At 59.4% G+C, this 20045-nt stretch carries 19 protein-coding genes and 1 pseudogene; 5 read left to right on the top strand and 15 right to left on the bottom strand.

The features are described 5' to 3' along the window. Positions 1-593 precede the first annotated feature (593 nt). Positions 594-1574: a transcriptional regulator FtrA gene (gene ftrA, locus FE840_RS03925; RefSeq protein WP_138287391.1), complete on the bottom strand. Its 981-nt coding sequence runs from the start codon at positions 1572-1574 to the stop codon at positions 594-596. A gap of 94 nt (positions 1575-1668) precedes the next feature. On the opposite strand from ftrA, the gene FE840_RS03920 reads away from it, so the two are divergent. Continuing rightward, a complete protein-coding gene (locus tag FE840_RS03920; protein ID WP_138287031.1) occupies positions 1669-2085 on the top strand; it encodes a rhodanese-like domain-containing protein in 417 nt (138 codons plus the stop codon). 6 nt (positions 2086-2091) lie between these two features. On the opposite strand, the gene FE840_RS03915 is transcribed toward FE840_RS03920, so the two are convergent. From FE840_RS03915 to obgE, 10 genes and pseudogenes are all read right to left on the bottom strand, one after another. Next, positions 2092-2622 carry an RNA pyrophosphohydrolase gene (locus tag FE840_RS03915; RefSeq protein WP_138287392.1) on the bottom strand — a complete coding sequence of 177 codons (531 nt, stop codon included), beginning with the start codon at positions 2620-2622 and terminating at the stop codon, positions 2092-2094. 17 nt (positions 2623-2639) lie between these two features. Next, entirely contained in the window at positions 2640-3824 is a 1185-nt protein-coding gene (locus FE840_RS03910; protein WP_138287033.1) for a divergent polysaccharide deacetylase family protein, read from the bottom strand. A 68-nt stretch (positions 3825-3892) separates the two neighbouring features. Then, on the bottom strand, positions 3893-5212 hold the full coding sequence (locus FE840_RS03905; protein WP_138287034.1) for a S41 family peptidase: 1320 nt from the start codon (positions 5210-5212) through the stop codon (positions 3893-3895). Beyond that, the gene (locus FE840_RS03900; RefSeq protein WP_138287393.1) at positions 5202-6530 is read right to left on the bottom strand and encodes a murein hydrolase activator EnvC family protein; all 1329 of its coding nucleotides are present in this window, start codon (positions 6528-6530) and stop codon (positions 5202-5204) included. The genes FE840_RS03905 and FE840_RS03900 overlap by 11 nt, the downstream gene beginning before the upstream one ends. Positions 6531-6876: 346 nt before the next feature. Next, entirely contained in the window at positions 6877-7359 is a 483-nt protein-coding gene (rlmH, locus tag FE840_RS03895) for a 23S rRNA (pseudouridine(1915)-N(3))-methyltransferase RlmH (RefSeq protein ID WP_138287036.1), read from the bottom strand. Between the two features lie 190 nt (positions 7360-7549). Further along, entirely contained in the window at positions 7550-7963 is a 414-nt protein-coding gene (gene rsfS, locus FE840_RS03890; RefSeq protein ID WP_138287037.1) for a ribosome silencing factor, read from the bottom strand. Between the two features lie 125 nt (positions 7964-8088). Next, positions 8089-8676, bottom strand: a complete 588-nt coding sequence (locus tag FE840_RS03885; RefSeq protein WP_138287394.1) for a nicotinate-nucleotide adenylyltransferase — start codon at positions 8674-8676, stop codon at positions 8089-8091. A 37-nt stretch (positions 8677-8713) separates the two neighbouring features. Next, a complete protein-coding gene (locus FE840_RS03880; RefSeq protein ID WP_138287038.1) occupies positions 8714-9997 on the bottom strand; it encodes a glutamate-5-semialdehyde dehydrogenase in 1284 nt (427 codons plus the stop codon). Continuing rightward, positions 9990-11167, bottom strand: a pseudogene (gene proB / locus FE840_RS03875) (glutamate 5-kinase). The gene FE840_RS03880 and the pseudogene proB overlap by 8 nt, the downstream one beginning before the upstream one ends. Beyond that, complete coding sequence (gene obgE / locus FE840_RS03870; protein WP_246318882.1) at positions 11167-12282, bottom strand: GTPase ObgE; 1116 nt, start codon at positions 12280-12282, stop codon at positions 11167-11169. Before obgE ends, proB begins: the two are co-directional and overlap by 1 nt. Before the next feature lie 83 nt (positions 12283-12365). On the opposite strand from obgE, the gene FE840_RS03865 reads away from it, so the two are divergent. Further along, the gene (locus FE840_RS03865) at positions 12366-13226 is read left to right on the top strand and encodes an endonuclease/exonuclease/phosphatase family protein (RefSeq protein WP_138287042.1); all 861 of its coding nucleotides are present in this window, start codon (positions 12366-12368) and stop codon (positions 13224-13226) included. A 44-nt stretch (positions 13227-13270) separates the two neighbouring features. Here FE840_RS03865 and FE840_RS03860 read toward each other — a convergent pair whose 3' ends face one another. The 4 genes from FE840_RS03860 to rplU all read right to left on the bottom strand — a co-directional run bounded on the left by FE840_RS03860 (position 13271) and on the right by rplU (position 15256). Then, positions 13271-13852: a GNAT family N-acetyltransferase gene (locus FE840_RS03860; protein ID WP_138287044.1), complete on the bottom strand. Its 582-nt coding sequence runs from the start codon at positions 13850-13852 to the stop codon at positions 13271-13273. Continuing rightward, positions 13849-14499, bottom strand: coding sequence for a GNAT family N-acetyltransferase (locus FE840_RS03855; protein ID WP_138287046.1), 651 nt, complete (start codon positions 14497-14499; stop codon positions 13849-13851). Before FE840_RS03855 ends, FE840_RS03860 begins: the two co-directional genes overlap by 4 nt. Before the next feature lie 133 nt (positions 14500-14632). Further along, positions 14633-14905: a 50S ribosomal protein L27 gene (rpmA, locus tag FE840_RS03850; protein ID WP_138287048.1), complete on the bottom strand. Its 273-nt coding sequence runs from the start codon at positions 14903-14905 to the stop codon at positions 14633-14635. Positions 14906-14941: 36 nt separating this feature from the next. Further along, entirely contained in the window at positions 14942-15256 is a 315-nt protein-coding gene (rplU, locus tag FE840_RS03845; RefSeq protein WP_138287050.1) for a 50S ribosomal protein L21, read from the bottom strand. A gap of 828 nt (positions 15257-16084) precedes the next feature. On the opposite strand from rplU, the gene FE840_RS03840 reads away from it, so the two are divergent. From FE840_RS03840 to FE840_RS03830, 3 genes are all read left to right on the top strand, one after another. Further along, entirely contained in the window at positions 16085-16342 is a 258-nt protein-coding gene (locus FE840_RS03840) for a DUF4212 domain-containing protein (RefSeq protein WP_138287052.1), read from the top strand. Positions 16343-16354: 12 nt separating this feature from the next. Further along, positions 16355-18121, top strand: a complete 1767-nt coding sequence (locus tag FE840_RS03835; protein WP_138287053.1) for a sodium:solute symporter family protein — start codon at positions 16355-16357, stop codon at positions 18119-18121. 87 nt (positions 18122-18208) lie between these two features. Continuing rightward, a complete protein-coding gene (locus FE840_RS03830) occupies positions 18209-20035 on the top strand; it encodes a DUF294 nucleotidyltransferase-like domain-containing protein (protein WP_138287055.1) in 1827 nt (608 codons plus the stop codon). The last annotated feature ends 10 nt before the right edge of the window (positions 20036-20045 follow it).

Below are 20045 nucleotides of genomic sequence, written 5' to 3'. Positions count from 1 at the left end.
TCCCGGGCCGACCGGCCAGGCTCTTGCCCTGTCTCACAAGGACAGGCGGGACCCGACCCTCACGCCCGGACGACGGTGGATCGAAAATGATCGTCCCGTCACCGCCGCCTCTGCAGCGAGACACTGCGATGGAAAAGACACCGAACAGGGCGCCGGAAGGAGCCACATAAACTACTTAGATAGGTTGCTTCTGGCGCCCTGTCCGAGACGAAAGACAAAGGCCAACATGGCCGCAACCGGAGGGCAAAACCCGACCGGACATTGGCCATGGTTTTTTTGCCAGATTGAATTTTGCTCGACCTCTCTTCTCCCTTGGAGGGAGAAGAAGCGAAATCGAGGGCTTAGCCACAGGCTAAACCTCAGATTTCGCCGATGAGGGGGTCGATGAGTTAGGTGGGGTATCTCCCCCTCACTTGGAATTTCTAGCACTTAGCCGAAGGCTAAGATGCTGAAATTCCATTCTCTCCCTCAAAGGGAGAGAAAAGGTCCCCGCTCTCCCCCCGTGTGGAAGAGATGTCAACGCAGTGACCGAGGGGGGGTGAACTGGCGCAAAAACCAAGGAGCAATCCGGCATGTCGACCAGCGGACGCCCCTCAACGCAGGCCGGCAAAGCGCCGGCGATAGGCGCCGGGGCTGGTGGCCAGACGGGCTCGAAAATGGTGGCGCATGGTGGCGGCGCTTCCGAAGCCGGATGCAGCGGCAATCGCTTCGAGCGGAGCATTCTTCTGGTCCGCAAGCAGGTGGCAGGCATGGCTTACCTTCAGGCCGATCAGCCAATCCCCGATCGACTGACCGGTCATTTCCTGGATCCGCCGTTGCAGTGTTCGTTCACTCATGCCGGCGCGGTTTGCAAGTTCCGCAAGGGCGAGCGGGCGATCGAGATTGCTCTGAACCCAATCGATCAGCGGCCCCAGACGCCCGGTCTCGCCGTCGCGGGCAACCGGTCGTTCGATGAATTGCGCCTGTCCTCCGTCCCGATGGGGCGGCACAACCAATCGCCGGGCCACGCTGTTTGCGGCTTTCGTGCCGAAATCCCGGCGGATAACGTGAAGGCAGAGATCGATACCGGCTGCGCTACCCGCTGCGGTCAGCACCTCCCCCTCATCGATATAGAGCACATCAGGATCAAGACTGATTGCTGGATAACGTGTGGCGATGGCATCCGCATAGCGCCAGTGGGTGGTGGCGCGGCGGCCATCCAGCAGTCCGCTTGCTGCAAGCACGGTTATGCCGGAGCACAGCGACATGATCCGCGCGCCCCGCTTTGAGGCCTGCCGAAGGGCTTCTATCAGTGGATCAGGAACGGGCGCGTCAATGCCGCGCCATCCGGGAACTACAATCAGGTCGGCCTGCTGCAGCTGGTCCAGACCCACATCCGTTGTGAACCTCAGGCCTCCGGCGGCTCTCAAGGGTCCTTGCTCGACAGCCACGGTCTGGCAACGATACCAGTTCTTGCCCATTTCCGGTCGGGCAAGGCCAAAGGCCTCCTGTGCCACGCCGAATTCGAAGGTGCAAAGCCCATCATAGGCAAGAATTGCGACCCGGGGGCCTGTGAGTTCCGAATGATCAGTCATGTTGGCAGGATCTTTACGCATCTTGGCAATCTCGCCAGTTTCGCCAGATCCGGACAAAAGGCAAGATCTGATTATTGCTTCACAGGAGAGACAGATGACGAATGCCGTGACAGAAATCCCCGCCGCCGATCCTCAGTCTGTTGCCGAACATTACAGCCGGCGGCTGGCCTTCGAGACGGATTGCTGGGATGTCCATTCCGCCCTTCAGAGCGGTGATCCGGGCTTTGTCCTTCTCGATGTGCGCGGGCCGCAGCTTTTCGAGAGGGCACATGTGCCGGGTGCGATCAACCTGCCGCATGGCAAGATGACCGAGCGGAAGATGGCCGAATGGCCGGCGGATATGCTGTTCGTCGTCTATTGCGCCGGGCCGCATTGCAACGGGACGGATCGGGCGGCTCTGAGGCTTTCGCGGCTCGGACGGAAGGTCAAGGTCATGATTGGCGGCATGACCGGCTGGGCGGATGAGGGCTTTGCCTTCGAAAGCGGCTCGCCCAAGCCTCAGAACTCTTGACTGATTTCAGTCAGCGGGACCTGCAAGATGGGCGAATTCAGCAACCACCTGCTTATAGACCGCCCGCTTGAATGGCACGATCAGGCCGGGCAGGTCCTGCATCGTCTTCCATTCCCAGGCATCAAATTCGGCTTCATGGGCGCCGGGCGGCGGGTTGATCGCGATTTCGCTTTCGTCGCCTTCAAAGCGGAAGGCAAACCAGCGCTGGGTCTGACCGCGAAACTTGCCTTTCAGGCCGATCCCGATCAGTTCGGTCGGCAGGTCATAGTTGATCCAGCGGCTCGCCTCTGCGAGCAGCGAGACGGATTTCATGCCGGTTTCTTCGTAGAGTTCGCGCAAAGCTGCCGGCAAGGGTGCCTCGCCCGGATCGATGCCTCCCTGCGGCATCTGCCAGAGCTGCGGTGAGCCGTCATATTCGGAATTGCCCTCGGGAATACGTCGACCGGCCCAGACCTTGCCTTCGCTATTCAGCACCATGATGCCAACGCAGGGACGGTAGGGCAGATCATCGGCCTTCACTTTGGGCTGCGTGACCATATCGGACATGAAGGACCTCAGCGCTCGTTTTCGGTGGCAATGGCTGACACGCCGACAATTTCGATGCCCCGTGCGATTGCTTCATCGCGCCATTCGGCAATGGCGTCAATCGATTCATCAAAAGCAGACGCTATTCCGATGGCCTGACCGTTGCGGCGGGCAATGCGCTCCAGTTCGTCGAGTTTGTTGAGGATCGCCTCGCGGTTCAACTGGCCGTCCAGCAACACGTCGCCGAAGGCATAGGGCATGCCGAGCGCCTTGCCATAGCCGCCCGTCAGGCTCCGGGCTGTCGATCCGTCATCGAGGAACAAGAGGCCTCTGTCGGCAATGTCGCGCATGACCGGGTCCATCGCCTTCTCATTGGAGAGAAACTTGCCGCCCATATAGTTCATGATGCCGGTATAATTGGTCATCCGTGCCATGGCCTGGTGGAGGTTGGCGAGATTGTCTGCATCGGTTTCGCTGGTCAGCAGCGTTCCGCGACCAGGATTATTGGCGGGGTAATCGAAGGGCTCCATCGGCACCTGGAGCAGGACTTCATGACCTTTCTGCCTGGCCTCCTGCATCCACCGCGTCAGGCTGTTGCCGGTTGCAGCGAAAGCGAGCGTGATGTCTTCGGGAAGTTCGCGGATAGCCCGCTGGCTGCCGGTCTGGCTCAGGCCGATGCCGCCGACAACGATGGCAATACGTGCTCCCCGTGCACCGGACCAAGGGCGGGCATAGTGGTCGACCGGGCGCAAGCCGTCCGCCGCGACGACGGGCAGGAGGCCCTCCGGGGTTTCTTCCAGCAGATCCTCATTGGGCCTTGCTGCCAGACGCGGATCCTGCCCGATGGCGCGGGTGTCGATTAGCAGGGGGCCGCTGCCGTCTCGAGAATTGGGCTTGAAGGTGGTGACGACATTGCCGTCATCGGTCACCACGCGCTCGACATTGGCACCGCTTTGCGGTCTGGCAGTCTGAAGAATTCTGCTGTCGTCAAAGATTGCTTCGCCACCGGCGATCTCGCCTGTCGCGGACGCGGTGCGATCATCTGCAAGCGTTACGGGGGGCGTTTCTGAAAGAGGAAGTGGCTGCCATGCCGTATAGGTCGAGAAGCCCAGGAGCAGGATGGCGGCGGTGAACGTCGCCATGGGGGCCGCACGAAAGCGGCGCTTTGCGCCACCTTGTTTTCGCTCCCGACCGAGCGGTGCATGCAGATCCATGCGTCTTTATCCCATTTCACCCTGTCGGCAAAAAGGCTGTCCACCACCCGGCAGACAGCCCTTCTGTCTTATTGCAGGGCGGCCTTCTGCGGATCAGCCGGGAAGGCCGGATCCGTCTTCACGCCGCGCAGCAGATCGAGCGCATAGTTGAGCTGGACGTCATCTGCGGGCTCCGGCGGGACATAGGCAATCGAGCCAGAGCCTTCCTCGTCCTCGTCCTGACCACGGATATGACCCGGCAGGGAGGATTCACCCTCGGCGCGGACGCGGCCCTGAAGTTCCTCTGGCAGCGGTTGCTCGACCTTGATGTCCGGCTCGATACCGGTGCCCTGGATCGATTTTCCAGACGGCGTGTAATAGAGCGCAGTCGTCAGGCGAAGAGCGCCCTTGTCACCCATCGGGATGATCGTCTGGACCGAGCCCTTGCCGAACGAACGGGTGCCGACAACGGTCGCACGCTTCAGATCCTGAAGGGCGCCGGCAACAATTTCCGAGGCCGAGGCCGAGCCGCCATTGATCAGCACGATGACCGGCTTGCCATCGGTCAAATCACCTGAGCTGGCGTTGAAGCGGCGGGTGTCATCCGGATCGCGCGAACGGGTGGAGACGACTTCGCCGCGCTCCAGGAAGGCATCCGAGACATAGATTGCCTGATCCAGAAGGCCGCCGGGGTTAAGACGCAGGTCAAGCACATAGCCCTTGAGCTGGTCTTCCGGAACTTCTTCCTTGATCTTCTCGATTGCCGCTTCGAGGTCGTCATAGGTCTTTTCAGTAAAGGAGATGACGCGCAGATAACCCACATCCCCCTCGACGCGCGAGCGCACGGCCCGAATCGGGATGATTTCGCGCACGACGGAAATTTCGATCGGACGGTCAGCACCTTCGCGGATGATGGTGAGATCGATCGAGGTGTTGACCGCGCCACGCATCTTTTCGACGGCTTCCTGGAGGCTGAGGCCGCGAACCGGGTCGCCATTGATCTCGGAGATCAGATCGCCCGCAAGGATGCCAGCCTTGGCGCCAGGCGTGTCATCGATCGGCGTGATGACCTTCACCAGCTCATCTTCCATCGTCACTTCGATGCCGATGCCACCAAACTCGCCGCGCGTCTGCGTCTGCATGTCGGCTGCATCCTTGGCATTCAGATAGCTTGAATGCGGATCCAGCGAACGAAGCATGCCGTTGATGGCGCTTTCGACCAGCTTCTCTTCATCCGGCGGAGTAACATATTGGGCGCGGATACGCTCGAACACGTCTCCGAAGACGGATAGTTCCCGGTAGGTCGAGGTGCCTGCGGCCTGTGCTGGAATTCCCGCCGAATAAACAACGCTCATGGCCGTCGCACCCATGAGTGCGCCGACGAGCATAAGAGAAACCCTACGTATCATTCTGTGCCTTTCCAGACTCGTCTTCGTTCCACCAGGGACGGGAATCAACCGGTTTTCCGTCTTTACGCAATTCAATGTAGAGAGTTGGGCGATTTGTTTCCAGCGCCAAAGCTGTGGCACTGGCCACTCTTTTCTCACCCATCACCGCCAAGGGCTCACCCGACAAAACGAACTTGCCCTGGCTTGTATTGACCCTGTCCATACCGGACAGAACCATATGATAACCTTCTCCGGTGTTCAGAATGATCATCTGACCATAACTTCTGAACTGTCCGGCAAACACCACCCAGCCGTCTGCGGGTGCAGTCACAATCGAGCCCGGGCTTGACGCAATGACCATGCCCTGCGCCTCGTGGCCGGTCCCATCAGGATCGCCATACCGACGGACGATATCACCAGTCGTCGGCAATTCCAATTTCTGCCTGAGTTCGGAAAAGGGATATGCGGGCGCAATGCGGTTTTTATCGGGCAGTCCAGAGGCGGCAAGATCACGTGCCCGCTGCCTCTGCTCCTCGGTCATACGGGCTCTTCGCTCTTCTTCCAGACGGGCCATTTCTGCGGCATCACGCACGGAAGCGATCTCGTCCTCAAGCGACTGAATAAGGCCCTCCATGTTGGCGGCGCGGGCCGCAAGTTCTTCTGCTTGCTTGCGTTCCGCCTGAAGCTGGAGCGAGTTCGTGCGGTTCAGCCGGTCGTTTTCCGCAATCAGAAGATCCATCCGGCGTTCTTCCTCCTGCTGGCTCGCGATTGCGGCAACAAGGCTTTCCATCTCGCGTGTGCCCTGGTTGCGAAGGTCAATCAACTCTTTGAGATCGGCGGCCAGACGCTCCGTTTCCGCGCGCACACCGGGGACCACGGCACCGAGGAGAATTGCGGTGCGGACAGAGGCGAGCGCATCCTCCGGGCTCACCAGAAGGGCCGGCGGTGGATTTCGACCCATGCGCTGAAGGGCCGCCAGAACTTCGGCGAGAACATCACGCCGCTCCCGGAATGAGGCCCGAATGGCGTCCGACTTGAGCCCGATTTCGGCCAAGCGTTTTTCGCCTTCTGCGATCCGGCGTTCGTTCTCCTTGCGGCGCGCTGCGGATTCAATCAGGGCCGACTTCAGGGTCTCCGTTGTCTTGTTCAACTCGGCAATGTCGCGCTCGAGTTCCGTCACCTTGTCTGTCGAAAGCCGCATTGTCTCGGCAATCGCCTGAAGCTCCTCGCTGATCTGGTCGCGTTTCCGGCTGAGTTCGGTTTCGCGATCCGGTCTTGCAACAGTTTGTGTAGTGTCGATCTCGGTCGGATCGGTTTCGGAGATGGTCGAGGTCGTCATCTGTTCCGGCGTCTGCTCGTCCAGTGTCGGCGCGTCCGGTGTCTGCGCCTCGTCTTGCGCCGTGATCCGCTCCTGCACCTGCGCAAGGATCTCGCGTGCACTCAGGCTTTCGCCCGCTTCCGGCCCGACAGTTGGTTGTTCCTGTCCCAGAGACTGCAGCGGAGCACCCACAGAGATACAGGCGCAGACCGTCGCCAGAGCCAGTACCCGAGACAATCGGGTGACGGGCATGACCTTTTCCGGCAGCAGTGGTTCGAGACGATGGTTTGCCAAGACAGTGATCCGTTTCGCGAGGAAACTACGCTGATTTGGCTTTGCGGAAAAGCTATGGTTCTTGGGGAGGCGGTCAGACCCGGTGATAGGGATGGCCGGTGAGGATGGTGACGGCGCGATAGAGCTGTTCTGCGATCAGGATCCTGACCACCTGGTGAGGCCATGTCAGTTTTCCGAGATTGAGAACCAGTCTTGCCCGATCGCGCAGATCCGGATCGATGCCGTCAGCCCCGCCGATCACGAAAGCCATGTCCCGTTGGCCGTTGTCGCGATTGTCACCGATGAACCTGGCAAACTCCGCGCTATCCATGGCCTTGCCGCGCTCGTCCAGAACGACAAGCAATGCGCCGTCCGGAATGACGCGGCTGAGTTCTGCGGCTTCTTCACGTTTTCGGGTGTCGGCATTGCCAGCGCGGCTTTCGTTCAATTCCGCTGAACGCGAAAATTCCAAGCCGCAGGCAGGACCGGCCTTGGAAAAGCGGTCCAGATAGCGGGACGCGAGTTCCTTTTCCGGTCCGGCCTTCAATCGACCTACCGCGTAAATGCCAATTTTCATCCGCCTGCTTCCGTGTCTAGTCGCACAAGCTTTGTTTTCGGCCAAACAGCGTGTTCGCCGGCTTTGTCGGCTTCGAGACCACCAGACGGTGACTGGCCGAGGGAAACCGTTCACATGGCCGGACAATGCCGGGCACGGTGCGGTTTCCCTATTCTATCAAGGCTCCAGCGGCACGCCGCCTGTAGCCTGTTCAGTGCAATGTGCCCTCGTCGACATCCGGTGCGGCCCACATTCTTTCAAGATTGTAGAACTCGCGGACTTCGGGTCGGAATACATGCACGATGATGTCTCCCGTATCGATCAGCACCCAGTCGCCGGTCTCAAGACCTTCAACCCGGGCAGAGCCCAGGCCTTCGTCCTTCAGATCGGAAATGAGGTGTTCGCTGATCGCCGTGACATGCCTGTTCGAACGTCCGGATACGACTACCATGTAGTCGCCGAGCGCCGACTTGCCGGCAATGTTGATGGAGACAATGTCTTCTGCCTTTGAATCCTCGAGACTTGCGAGGACCAGCTCAAGCGCGCGGGCTGCGGCATCAACGCCACGTTCCGGGCTTTTCGGGAGGCCAACAGGAGGCTTTCCCTTGGTGTGTACTGTTGTCAGAGTTCATCCTTTCCTTGGCAAAACAGAACAGCACGTCTGCGACTCTCATAACTGCGTCGCAGACAAAAGGTGGCATTGATGCGTTAATCTTTCAAGACATGGGAAACGGGATTGTCACGGAGCCATCATCTGTCTGCGGCTGCACGAAGGGCTGTCGAACTGAGTGTCGAGCGCGGCCCATGTATGAATGTCCAGACCGGCGCCTTCTTCTGCCAGAGCACGCCGGCATCCTCTTCGTCGATCCGAGCATAGTCAAACGTGCGCGCCATCTTGGACGACAGATAGGAGAGTGTCGAACCGGGCCGGTCAATCACGGCGATGGGAAAGGTCGTCGCGATCTTCTGCCATTGCTGCCAGCGGTGGAAGTTCTTCAGGTTGTCCGCACCCATCACCCAGATGAAGTGCACTCCCGGCTTTCTGACGCGGATATGATCAAGCGTCAGGGCCGTGTAGCTTGTGCCAAGCGTCTGCTCGAAGGCGGTGACCTTGATGCGTGGATCAACGGCAAGCCTTTCGCAAGCCGCAAGCCGCTCTGCCAGCGGGGCAAGCGCATTCCTATCCTTCAGAGGATTTCCTGGCGTGACCATCCACCACAGTTGATCGAGGCCGAGGCGCCGAAGGGCGATCTCGGCGACCAGCACATGGCCCTGATGTGGCGGATTGAAGGAGCCGCCAAAAAGGCCCACCACCATGCCCCGCTCGACATGCGGCATCTGGCGGTAGCGGTGTGCAATGGTTTCGAGATTCACGTCAGGGCCGAACCTGACCGTTGCCGTGAACGCGATATTTGAAGGAGGTCAGCTGCTCGACGCCAACGGGCCCGCGTGCATGCATCTTGCCTGTCGCAATGCCGATTTCGGCACCCATGCCGAACTCGCCGCCATCGGCGAACTGGGTCGAAGCATTGTGGACGAGGATTGCAGAATCGATCTCGTTGAAGAAGCGTTCCACCGCCTTGGGATCCTCTGCAATGATCGCCTCGGTGTGGTGGGATGAATAGCGTGCGATATGATCGATTGCGCCCGAGACACCGTCGACGACCGCCACCGAAATGATGGCATCGAGATATTCGGTGCGCCAATCCTCATCGGTCGCCGGCTTGAAACCAGGGAAGACCTTGAGAACCGTTGCCGAGGCGCGCACTTCGCAGCCCGCCTCGGTCAAGGCTTCCAGGATCGGCATCAGATGGGTGCCAATCACCGCGCTATCGATCAGCAGGGTTTCGGCAGCGCCGCAGATCCCGGTGCGGCGCATCTTGGCGTTCAGCACGATCTTCTTTGCCATTTCCAGGTCTGCCGACCCGTCGACATAGACATGGCAGATGCCTTCAAGATGGGCGAAGACCGGCACACGCGCTTCTGACTGGACACGACCAACAAGGCTCTTTCCACCGCGCGGCACAATCACGTCAACCGTGCCTTCAAGGCCAGTCAACAAAGCACCGACGGCCGCCCGATCGGTAACCGGCACACGCTGGATGGCATCAGCGGGCAGTCCGGCGGATTTCAACCCTTCGATCAGGCAATCATGTATTGCACCCGAGGAGTCGATCGAGTCCGAACCGCCGCGCAGGATCACGGCATTGCCTGCCTTCAGGCAAAGGGCACCTGCGTCTGCAGTGACATTCGGCCGGCTCTCGTAAATGACACCAATCACACCGAGCGGCGTGCGCACGCGCTCGATCCTGAGACCATTCGGCCTTTCCCAGGCATCCATCACGGACCCGACCGGATCGGGCAGGGCTGCAATCTGGCGAATGCCGTCTACCATGGCGGCAATGCGGGCCGGGTTTAGTGTCAGACGATCGATGAGCGATGCCGCCAGACCGTTTTCCCGGGCATTGTCGAGGTCTTTCGCATTGGCAGCCAAAATTTCAGCTTCTTTGGCAAGAAGCGCATCGGCCATGGCATGAAGCGCAGCGTTCTTTGCTTCGGTCGAGGCGATGGCAAGCGGGCGGGCTGCATCACGGGCACGGCGGCCCATGTCGAGCATCAGGGCGTCGATCGAACTTGTGGCGGAAACGCTGTCAAGCATGGCTCAGATCCTTTTGTTCGCTCTCGCTGGCCAGGAGGCGACCGCTCTGATCCGTCATCACCATATCGTCCCGATGGATCATGGCGGCGCGTCCGGCATAGCCAAGAATGGCTTCGATTTCACTTGATTTGCGACCGGTGATGCGGCGGGCCTCCTCGGCATCATATCCGGCCAGGCCGCGGGCAATCTCGCGTCCTTCGGCATTGATGACCGCGATCGTGTCGCCCCGACTGAAGTTGCCGACGACCTGTCGGACGCCTGCTGGAAGCAGGCTCTTGCCGGACTTGAGCGCGCCTTGCGCTCCCGCATCGACATGAACCTGACCGGCAGGCTGAAGCTGGCCGGCAATCCACGTCTTGCGGGCGGTGACAGGCGATGTCGAGGCGGCAAACCAGGAGTGGCGGGCACCGTCTTCGATGGCCTTGATCGGGTTCAACGGCTTGCCCGAGGCGATGATCATGGCGCAACCCGCACTGGTCGCAATCTTGCCGGCATCGATCTTGGTACGCATGCCGCCGCGCGACAGCTCGGAGGCGGCGCCCCCGCCATGGCTTCGATCTCGGGCGTGATTTCCGGGATGACATCGAGGAAGCAGGCTGCGGGATCGAGATGCGGCGGCGCCGTATAGAGGCCATCGATGTCGGAAAGCAGAACCAGCAGGTCGGCACCGGCCATTGTGGCAACGCGGGCAGCTAGCCGGTCATTGTCGCCGTAGCGGATCTCGGTGGTTGCAACCGTGTCATTCTCGTTGATGATCGGAACGGCACCGATCTTCAGCAACTGGTTCAGCGTGGCGCGTGCATTCAGATAGCGCCGGCGCTCTTCCGTATCACCAAGGGTCAGCAGGATCTGTCCGGCGACGATCTGATGGCGCGACAGGCTTTCGGCCCAATGGCGGGCAAGGGCAATCTGGCCGACCGCCGCGCAGGCCTGGCTTTCCTCAAGCTTCAGGGCGCCTGACGGCATGTTCAGGACTGTTCGACCAAGCGCAATCGCACCAGAGGAAACGACCAGCACATCCGTGCCGCTTGCCTTCAGGGCGGCAATGTCATCGCAGATGGCATCAAGCCAGGCCTTTTTCAGACCGCTTGCCCGGTCGACGAGCAGGGCCGAGCCGATCTTGATGACAACACGCCTCGAACGGCTGATAGAACGGACAGACGTCGACATCAGTCGTCTCCACCGCCGTCGGAACCGTCGGCATCCTGATGGAGCGTGGCATCCTGCGTGGCTCCATCGCCGCTGCGATCCCTCTTGCGGTTCTTTTCTCGTTTTTCCGGCAGATCGATATTGCCGCTTTCTTCCACGATGATGTCGCGCAGGGTGCGCAGGGCATCGGTCATGCCCTTGCCGGTGATGGCCGAGAGAAGCAGAGGCGTCTGGCCAGAGGCCTTCTTCAACTCCGCTGCCTTCTTTTTCAGGCTGGCTTCATCCAGAATGTCGATCTGCGACAGGGCCACGATTTCCGGCTTGTCCTCAAGGCCGCCGTCATAGGCTTCCAGCTCATGCTTGACGGTCTTGTAGGCCTTGCCGACGTTCTCTTCCTGGGCTGAGACGAGATGAAGGAGAACGCGGGTCCGTTCGACATGGCCCAGGAAACGGTCGCCAATGCCGATACCTTCATGCGCACCCTCGATAAGGCCGGGAATGTCGGCAAGGATGAATTCGCGCTCATCGACCGTTGCGACACCGAGATTGGGATGGAGCGTGGTAAAGGGATAATTGGCGATCTTCGGCCTTGCCCGCGTGACAGCAGCCAGCAAGGTCGACTTTCCGGCATTGGGCAGGCCCACGAGGCCGGCATCTGCGATGAGCTTCAGCCGCAGCCAGATGGTCTTTTCCTCGCCTTCAAGGCCCGGATTGGCCCAGTCGGGCGCCTGATTGGTCGAAGAGCGGAAATGGGCGTTGCCGAAGCCGCCATTGCCGCCCTTGGCAATACGAAAACGCTGACCTTCGACCGTCATGTCGACGATGAGGGTTTCAAAGTCCTCCTCGAAGATCTGTGTGCCGACCGGCACCTTCAAGGTGACATCCTCGCCATTGGCGCCGGTGCGGTTGCGGCCCATGCCATGGGTCCCGGTCTTGGCCTTGAAATGCTGCTGGTAGCGGAAATCGATCAGGGTGTTGAGGCCGTTCACGGCCTCGACCCAGACATCGCCTCCGCGCCCGCCATCACCGCCGTCCGGGCCGCCAAACTCGATAAATTTTTCGCGCCGAAACGATACAGCTCCGGCGCCACCGTCGCCCGAGCGGATGTAAACTTTAGCTTCGTCGAGAAATTTCATCTTGTTGCCGTTGATCTTCTGTCTGGTTTTGCGGATGGATGGGGCATCGATATAGCCGGTTGAGGCGGAGGTCAAAGAGTATCGTGAAGTTCGTCAGCTACAACATCCAGTACGGCTTCGGGCTTGACGGCCGCTTTGACCTCGATCGGATCGCCGACAGCATCCGCGATGCCGATGTGATTGCCTTGCAGGAAGTCACGCGGGGTTATGAGCGCAACGGCCATGTGGATATGGTGGAGATGCTGTCTCAACTGTTTCCCGCGTATTTTACAAGCTATGGACCGGCCTGCGATGTGCTGGTCGATCACCAGATGGTCGAAGGCAGGCTTCGTGAAAGGCGTTTCCAGTTTGGCAATATGGTGCTGTCGCGCTATCCCATCCTGGCGAGCCGCAACCTGCTTCTGCCACGCCACCGCACCTATGACAGGCTCAACCTGCAGCGAGGTGCGCTGGAGACGGTGATCGATGCGCCGGGTGGGGCGCTTCGGGTCTACTCGACCCATCTCGACCATGTCTCGCCCGACGAACGGATGGCTCAGATCGGCTTTCTGAAGGCGCGTGCGCATGATTTCCCGTCCGAGGGCGGTACGCTTACCGGTGCTGTCGAGTTTCAGGTCAAGGATCCGCCACTGCCTCTCGATTATCTCCTGATGGGCGACTTCAACATGGAGCCGGAGGGGCCGGAATATCTCGCCATGGTGGGCCATAACGACAACTTCTATGGACGACCGGCGCGCGCCGGCTTTCCAACGGATGCGCTGGCGCATCTGAAGAAGCTGACACTCGGCTGTTATTCCTGGATGGATCCCGGTGAACCGACCATGCGCAAGCATCTCGACTACTGCTTTCTCAGTGGCGGGCTTTTGCCGCGATTGACATCTGCCCATGTCGACAATGCGGCAAAGGGCTCGGATCATTTTCCGGTCTGGATCGAACTTGCCTGAAGAGCGGGTCGCATGGCAGCGACCCGCCTTTCGTTTCGTAAGCTTCAGACCTTCTTCCTTGATGCAAAACCCGCCTGATCGATCGATGTTTCAATCAGGGGCGCGGTTGCATTGCGCGACAGGGGAAAGACATTCCGGCAGCCAAGAATGGCAAAACCGAGTTTTTCCTGGATACGCAGCGAGGCAGAGTTTTCGGCAAAAGCGCCCGAATGGATCTTCACCTCGGGCATGCGCATGAAAGCCCGCTCGAGAACGGCCTCTACGGCTTCGCTCATCAGCCCCTTGCCCCAATAGAAGCGATTGAGCCAATAGCCGAGATGCCATTGGCCATGGAGAAGCTCCAGGCTGACATTGCCGATCATCACGTCATCATCAGTAGTGATGGCGAAGGGCCAAGCGGACTTCCGGCTGTCCAGACCGTTCAACCAGTCGACAGCGTCCTGGCGATGAAAGGGTGCGGGTACACGGGTCAGCATGCGTGCAACCTCGAAATCTATCAACGAGAATGCAATCGCATCGGCATCTCCCATGCGTACCGGTCGTAGGCGCAGCCGCTTCGTTTCGATCTCAGGGCAGGGACCTGGGTAGTTTGGCCCTTCTGGCCTGATCTTTCCCAGCGCCATCATCGCATCTCTCCCCAGCTCTTCAAGGACAGCCAGGTCTTGCGGTCCAGCCTGTACCACTCGACCGGCATCATGCCGCGTGTCGCCAGATTGCCGACCATGCCCGATCCCTGGAACTGGAAGCCGGACTTCTGGATGACGCGCCGCGAGGCGATGTTGGTAACGCGGCAGCGCGCGTCTATGCGCGCGATTTCCCGCGTGCGAAACGCCATATCGATCAGGGCATGGGCAGCTTCCGTCGCGTAGCCCTTGTTCCAGTAGGGTTCGCCCAGCCAGTAGCCGAGTTCGAGCGTGTCCTCGTCACCGGGATGGGGCTCCAGAGCGCAGCAGCCCATGAACTCACCGTTTTCCGCTTTCGTGATCGCATAGACGCACTTGCCAATCTCGCCGATATTCGTGCGTCGCACAAAATCGGCGGCGTCTTTTGCCGTGTAGGGATGCGGCATGCGCGACACCATCGTGGCGATCGCGGCATTGTTGGCGAGATGGGCAAGGGCGTCAATGTCTTCAACATGGGGGGCGCGCAGAACGAGCCGTTGCGACAACAGGACAGGGCACGAACTTCTTTGCCTGTCTAACCTTTGCCGATCGGACCTTTGCCGATCTGCGGGTGACCGTGACTGGTCATCCCTTAACATTAAGCTTTCCATGGTTCAGTCTCCTTCTGCTTGAAAAAAGGCATGAGAAAAGGGGAGATGGCGCCCCATCTCCCCTTTTTTCTGACTGAACCTGTTGCGGCCAGCCGGGTCAATGAGACGCCGGCTGTTTTAACGCGCTACCGGCTTATTCCGCTGCTTCCGCCGCTTTCGGCATTACGGACACGTATACGCGGCCATTGGCCTTCGTACGGTAGTCCACGTTGCCGGCGGTGAGAGCAAAAATCGTGTAGTCCTTGCCGAGGCCGACATTGGCGCCCGGATGCCACTGCGTGCCGCGCTGGCGCACGATGATGTTGCCAGCAATGACGGCTTCGCCGCCGAACTTCTTCACGCCAAGGCGCTTGGAGTTTGAATCGCGACCGTTGCGCGAAGAACCGCCAGCTTTTTTGTGTGCCATGGGATTTCTCCTTTAAACCGTGTTTCTCGTTGACCGTTACGCTGCGACGATGTCGGTGATGCGCACTACCGTGTGGTGCTGGCGATGACCGCGCGAACGCTTGGAGTTCTGGCGACGACGCTTCTTAAAGGCGATGACCTTCTTGCCACGGTTATGCTCTACGACCTCAGCCTTGACGGACGCGCCGGCAACGAAGGGGGCGCCGAACTTGGCATCTGCACCTTCGCCAACAACGAGAACCTCGGTGAATTCAATGGTTGCGCCCGCTTCGGCTTCCAGCTTTTCGATGGTCAGCACGTCGTTGGCGTTTACGCGGTACTGCTTACCGCCGGTCTTGATGACTGCGAACATTTTTTATCCTTTCATGTTCGTTCCGGCTCTCCCCTTGCCGAGGGGCCGTCTTCTTGTCAGTCGGGTGGATCAGCCTGTTTCTTTGCAGGATCTGCAAAGTGCAACTGACCGGTGAGATCCGTATGCACGGATAAACGCTAGACACAGTTCGCCCATGTCACATTCACGGGCTCGCATAAGGTAGTGCCTGAAAACTGTCAAGGCAAAAGCATGACATGCCCGCATATAAGGTCTCGTTAGATGCCAGCTTTAACGCCACCGGGAAGCCCGCGCCCAGGGGTGGCGCGCGTGATCAGAGAAGCGACTCTGGCGCTCAAGACGTCTCCCATGCGCAAGGGTGTCGAAGGATCAAATCCCCTCTTTCTGCTCATTTCATGGAGAAACCGGGTGTTGTCAGCGGTCCCATGTCGAGATGACAGAGTGAAACCCATCATCGCTGGACACTGAAAACCGTCACGCGACAAGGCTTCAACGCAAGGGGAGTCTGCACACGACGACCATGACCGGCAGGCGAGAATTTGGAGCCGGCCCCTTGCTGCACTTTTGCTGCAAGGGGCTCTCTGGCGTTCTATCCTTCTGAAAAGGAGAGCGAATCTTTGTTGTTTCTTGCAATGCCGAAATTGCGGAATCGCAAGAAAACCGGGTTCGTCAAGGCCCTGCGGCATACTACCAAGGCAAGGGTATACGCTCGTTCAGGCTTCGATTAATCCTAGAAGCTCCACCATCGCCGCCGTCTGTCGTGGGAGATCTTTGGGCAGGCTGTGTGGGGAGGGGAACGGTGTCCTAGGAGGGGTGCCGGGTTTGGAGGAAACTCAGGGAGTAGCACTCATGGCGGACAAGTCGTCCAATGCCTACTGGGCCGCGAACAAACGGATCATCTATATTTCTTTGGCGATCTGGGCGGTCTCATCATACGGCTTCGGCATTCTATTGCGTCCGATGCTTTCGGGCATCTCAATCGGCGGAACCGATCTCGGCTTCTGGTTTGCGCAGCAAGGTTCGATCCTCGTCTTCATGGCGCTGATCTTCGGCTATGCTGCCTACATGAACAAAATCGACCGTGAATTCGGTGTCGATGAGGAATAAGGGGGAGCAGTCGTGGATCAATATACACTTAACCTGCTGATCGTCGGCGCGTCGTTCGCGCTGTATATCGGCATCGCGATCTGGGCCCGGGCGGGCAGCACCGCCGAGTTCTACGCCGCAAACCGGGGTGTCAACCCTGTCATGAACGGCATGGCAACCGCTGCAGACTGGATGTCGGCTGCGTCCTTCATCTCGATGGCCGGGCTGATTGCTGCCGTTGGTTACAACAACTCGTCCTTCCTCATGGGCTGGACGGGTGGCTACGTGCTTCTCGCACTCCTTCTTGCGCCTTACCTGCGCAAATTCGGCAAGTTCACCGTGCCGCAGTTCATCGGTGACCGCTTCTACAGCCAGGGCGCTCGCCTGACGGCTGTCGTCTGCCTGATCGTCATCTCCGTCACCTATGTTATCGGCCAGATGACCGGTGCCGGCGTTGCCTTCTCGCGCTTCCTCGAAGTTGACGTTTCAACGGGCCTCTGGCTCGCTTCCGCGGTCGTCTTCGTTTACGCCGTTCTTGGCGGCATGAAGGGCATTACCTATACCCAGGTTGCCCAGTACATCGTTCTGATCATCGCCTATACGATCCCGGCAGTCTTCATTTCGCTGCAGCTGACCGGCAATCCGATTCCGGGTCTTGGCCTGTTCTCGACCCACACCGAATCGGGCCTGCCGCTGTTGCAGAAGCTGGATCAGGTGGTTCAGGACCTCGGCTTCAACCAGTATACTGCAGGAACATCGCCGGTTAACATGGCTCTGTTCACGCTGTCGCTGATGATCGGTACTGCCGGTCTGCCGCACGTCATCATCCGCTTCTTCACCGTTCCCAAGGTCTCCGACGCACGTTGGTCGGCAGGCTGGGCGCTGGTGTTCATCGCGCTTCTCTACCTGACGGCTCCGGCTGTCGGCGCCATGGCTCGTCTGAACATCATCGACACCATCTTCCCGAACGGGACAGATCAGCAGGCCGTTCTTTACGAAGAGCGTCCGGACTGGATGAAGAACTGGGAAGTCACGGGTCTTCTGAAGTTTGAAGACAAGAATGGCGACGGTCGTATTCAGTACTACAACGACAAGGCCGCTGGCTTCGCCGACACAGCCACAGCCCGTGGCTGGACTGGCAACGAACTGACCATCAACAACGACATCCTTGTTCTCGCCAATCCGGAGATTGCACAGCTTCCGGGCTGGGTTATCGCTCTGATCGCAGCTGGCGGTCTGGCGGCGGCGCTTTCAACCGCAGCCGGTCTGTTGCTTGCGATCTCGTCTGCCATCAGCCATGACTTGATCAAGGACTTCCTGAAGCCGGATATTTCGGAAAAGGGAGAGCTGCTCGCAGCCCGTATCTCGATGGCCGGTGCCATCCTGGTTGCGACGCTGCTTGGCCTCAATCCTCCGGGCTTTGCCGCCCAGGTTGTGGCGCTCGCCTTCGGTCTTGCCGCAGCGACACTCTTCCCGGCACTCATGATGGGCATCTTCTCCAAGCGTATCAACTCGCTCGGTGCGACGCTCGGCATGATTACGGGTCTCGTCGTAACCTGCCTCTACCTGTTCACCTATCTCGGATGGTTCTTCATCCCGGGTACGAACATGCTGGAGAACATCCCGGCCAACTACCTGTTCGGTGTTCCACCGAGCGCCTTTGGTCCGATCGGTGCGCTGCTCAACTTCGTCGTTGCCTTCGCAGTCTCGGCTGCCACGGCTCCTCCGCCGAAGGATGTTCAGGATCTGGTCGAGTCGATCCGTATCCCGCGTGGTGCGGGTGGTGCGATCGCCCACTAAGACCTGGAAGCAATTTGACGGGCGGCTCAGGCCGCCCGTTTTGTTTTACCCGGGATGAAGGGCAGACCGCGCCCTATCGAGGTTTTCATGGACCAGTCCCATGCGGAAATTGCGCGCTTTCTTGAAACGGTTCATCCGTACGACAGTCTCTCAGCCGATGAATTGAAACAGGTCGCCGGGCGCTTCCTGTCCGAGGTCATCGAAGCCGAGAGCGAAATTTATGCGGTTGGTGACCCGCTGCCGGGTCTGTACCTGATCATGGATGGCTCCGTGCAAGTCCTTGACGCAGCAGGAACCGTCGTTTCCCAACTCAGTCCCCGAAATTCCTTCGGCGAACGCGGTCTCTTGCGCGACGGACGCGCGGTTACCCAGGCGCGAACGACCGACCGATCCCGTTTGCTGATCCTGCCGACGGCGGAATTCAAACGATTGATGGCGGATCATGCCGCCTTCCAACGTTTCTTTACACGCGGTCGCGCCTCAGATGCGCGACGCAATGATATGTCCATGCAGAGGGTGAGCGAATTGATGTCGCATCCACCTATTACCTGCGGGCCTTTGGATTCCGTAAGGGTCGCGGCGCAACGCATGGCGGAGCGGCATGTCTCAAGCCTTGGCGTGGTGGAAAATGATCGCCTTCTTGGCATCGTCACGACACGCGACCTGACTACACAGGTCCTCAGTCAAGGGCTCGATCCTGACCAGACCCAGGTTTCGGCGATCATGACGGCTGATCCAATCGGACTTCCCGGTGAGGCGCTTGGCTCCGACGTCTTGCATCTTATGGTGGAGAGGCGCGTCGGACACCTGCCGGTCGTCAAGGGCGATATGCTGATCGGCATGATCACACAGACGGATCTTACCCGCTTCCAGGCAATCTCCTCGGCGCTTCTCGTTCGGGAAATCTCGTCAGCCTCGACTGTCGAGGACATGAGGACGATCACGGCGCGCATCCCGCAATTGCTGGTGCAACTCGTTGGCGGAAACAATGCTCACGAGGTGGTCACCCGGCTCATCACCGATATTGCCGATACGGTGACGCGACGGCTGATCATGTTGGCTGAGAAGGAACTGGGGCCGCCGCCTGTTCCCTATGTCTGGCTTGCCTGCGGCAGCCAGGGTCGACAGGAGCAGACCGGTGTCAGCGACCAGGACAATTGCATTTTCATTGATGACAGCGTCACTGAAGAGGACATGGATTGGTTCAACAAGCTGGCTTTGTTTGTCAGCCATAATCTGGATGCCTGCGGCTATTATTTTTGTCCGGGCGACATGATGGCAACCAATCCCAAATGGTGCCAGCCGGTGCATGTCTGGCGCAGCTATTTTCGGGACTGGATCCACAAGCCCGACCCCATGGCGCAAATGCTCTCGAGCGTGATGTTTGATTTGAGGCCGATCTGCGGGGCTTCGTCGCTCTTTCAGGATCTGCAGTCCGAGACGCTGGAAAATGCGAGCAAGAACTCAATCTTCGTGGCGCATATGATCACCAATTCGCTCAAGCATGCGCCACCGCTCGGGCTCCTGCGGGGATTTGCGACCGTCAGAAGCGGCGAGCATCGCAATCATATCGATATGAAGCACAATGGCGTTGTTCCGGTCGTCGACCTCGGTCGTGTTTATGCCTTGCAGGGTCGGCTTCCACCGGTGAATACACGTGCACGGCTTGTCGCTGCCGAAGCGGCAGGTATCATCTCGGGCGCGGGGGCCAAGGATCTTATCGCGGCTTACGATCTGATTGCGGAGATGCGTTTGAGAAACCAGGCCTCTCAGGTGAGAAGCGGCAAGAAGCCGGATAACTTCCTCGCACCCTATGACTTCGGCGACTTTGAGCGATCGCATTTGCGCGACGCCTTCGTCGTGGTTCGCACAATGCAGTCTGCGCTCGGCCATGGGCGGAGTGCTCCGATTTGAAGGACATCGT

This window comes from Peteryoungia desertarenae (assembly GCF_005860795.2).
GTDB classification, from domain to species: domain Bacteria; phylum Pseudomonadota; class Alphaproteobacteria; order Rhizobiales; family Rhizobiaceae; genus Allorhizobium; species Allorhizobium desertarenae.
Note: the sequence above shows the minus strand (reverse complement) of the source record. Positions and strands in the feature narration are given on the sequence as shown.

Coding starts and splice junctions, on each gene's coding strand:
- FE840_RS03860 (WP_138287044.1), bottom strand. CDS start 13,852: ATGATGGCGCTGGGAAAGATCAGGCCAGAAGGGCCAAACTACCCAGGT.
- obgE (WP_246318882.1), bottom strand. CDS start 12,282: ATGAAATTTCTCGACGAAGCTAAAGTTTACATCCGCTCGGGCGACGGT.
- ftrA (WP_138287391.1), bottom strand. CDS start 1,574: ATGACTGATCATTCGGAACTCACAGGCCCCCGGGTCGCAATTCTTGCC.
- FE840_RS03920 (WP_138287031.1), top strand. CDS start 1,669: ATGACGAATGCCGTGACAGAAATCCCCGCCGCCGATCCTCAGTCTGTT.
- FE840_RS03905 (WP_138287034.1), bottom strand. CDS start 5,212: ATGATACGTAGGGTTTCTCTTATGCTCGTCGGCGCACTCATGGGTGCG.
- FE840_RS03885 (WP_138287394.1), bottom strand. CDS start 8,676: ATGCCGCATGTCGAGCGGGGCATGGTGGTGGGCCTTTTTGGCGGCTCC.
- rpmA (WP_138287048.1), bottom strand. CDS start 14,905: ATGGCACACAAAAAAGCTGGCGGTTCTTCGCGCAACGGTCGCGATTCA.
- FE840_RS03900 (WP_138287393.1), bottom strand. CDS start 6,530: ATGACGACCTCGACCATCTCCGAAACCGATCCGACCGAGATCGACACT.
- FE840_RS03880 (WP_138287038.1), bottom strand. CDS start 9,997: ATGCTTGACAGCGTTTCCGCCACAAGTTCGATCGACGCCCTGATGCTC.
- rplU (WP_138287050.1), bottom strand. CDS start 15,256: ATGTTCGCAGTCATCAAGACCGGCGGTAAGCAGTACCGCGTAAACGCC.
- rlmH (WP_138287036.1), bottom strand. CDS start 7,359: ATGAAAATTGGCATTTACGCGGTAGGTCGATTGAAGGCCGGACCGGAA.
- FE840_RS03910 (WP_138287033.1), bottom strand. CDS start 3,824: ATGGATCTGCATGCACCGCTCGGTCGGGAGCGAAAACAAGGTGGCGCA.
- FE840_RS03855 (WP_138287046.1), bottom strand. CDS start 14,499: ATGGAAAGCTTAATGTTAAGGGATGACCAGTCACGGTCACCCGCAGAT.
- FE840_RS03915 (WP_138287392.1), bottom strand. CDS start 2,622: ATGGTCACGCAGCCCAAAGTGAAGGCCGATGATCTGCCCTACCGTCCC.
- FE840_RS03840 (WP_138287052.1), top strand. CDS start 16,085: ATGGCGGACAAGTCGTCCAATGCCTACTGGGCCGCGAACAAACGGATC.
- FE840_RS03830 (WP_138287055.1), top strand. CDS start 18,209: ATGGACCAGTCCCATGCGGAAATTGCGCGCTTTCTTGAAACGGTTCAT.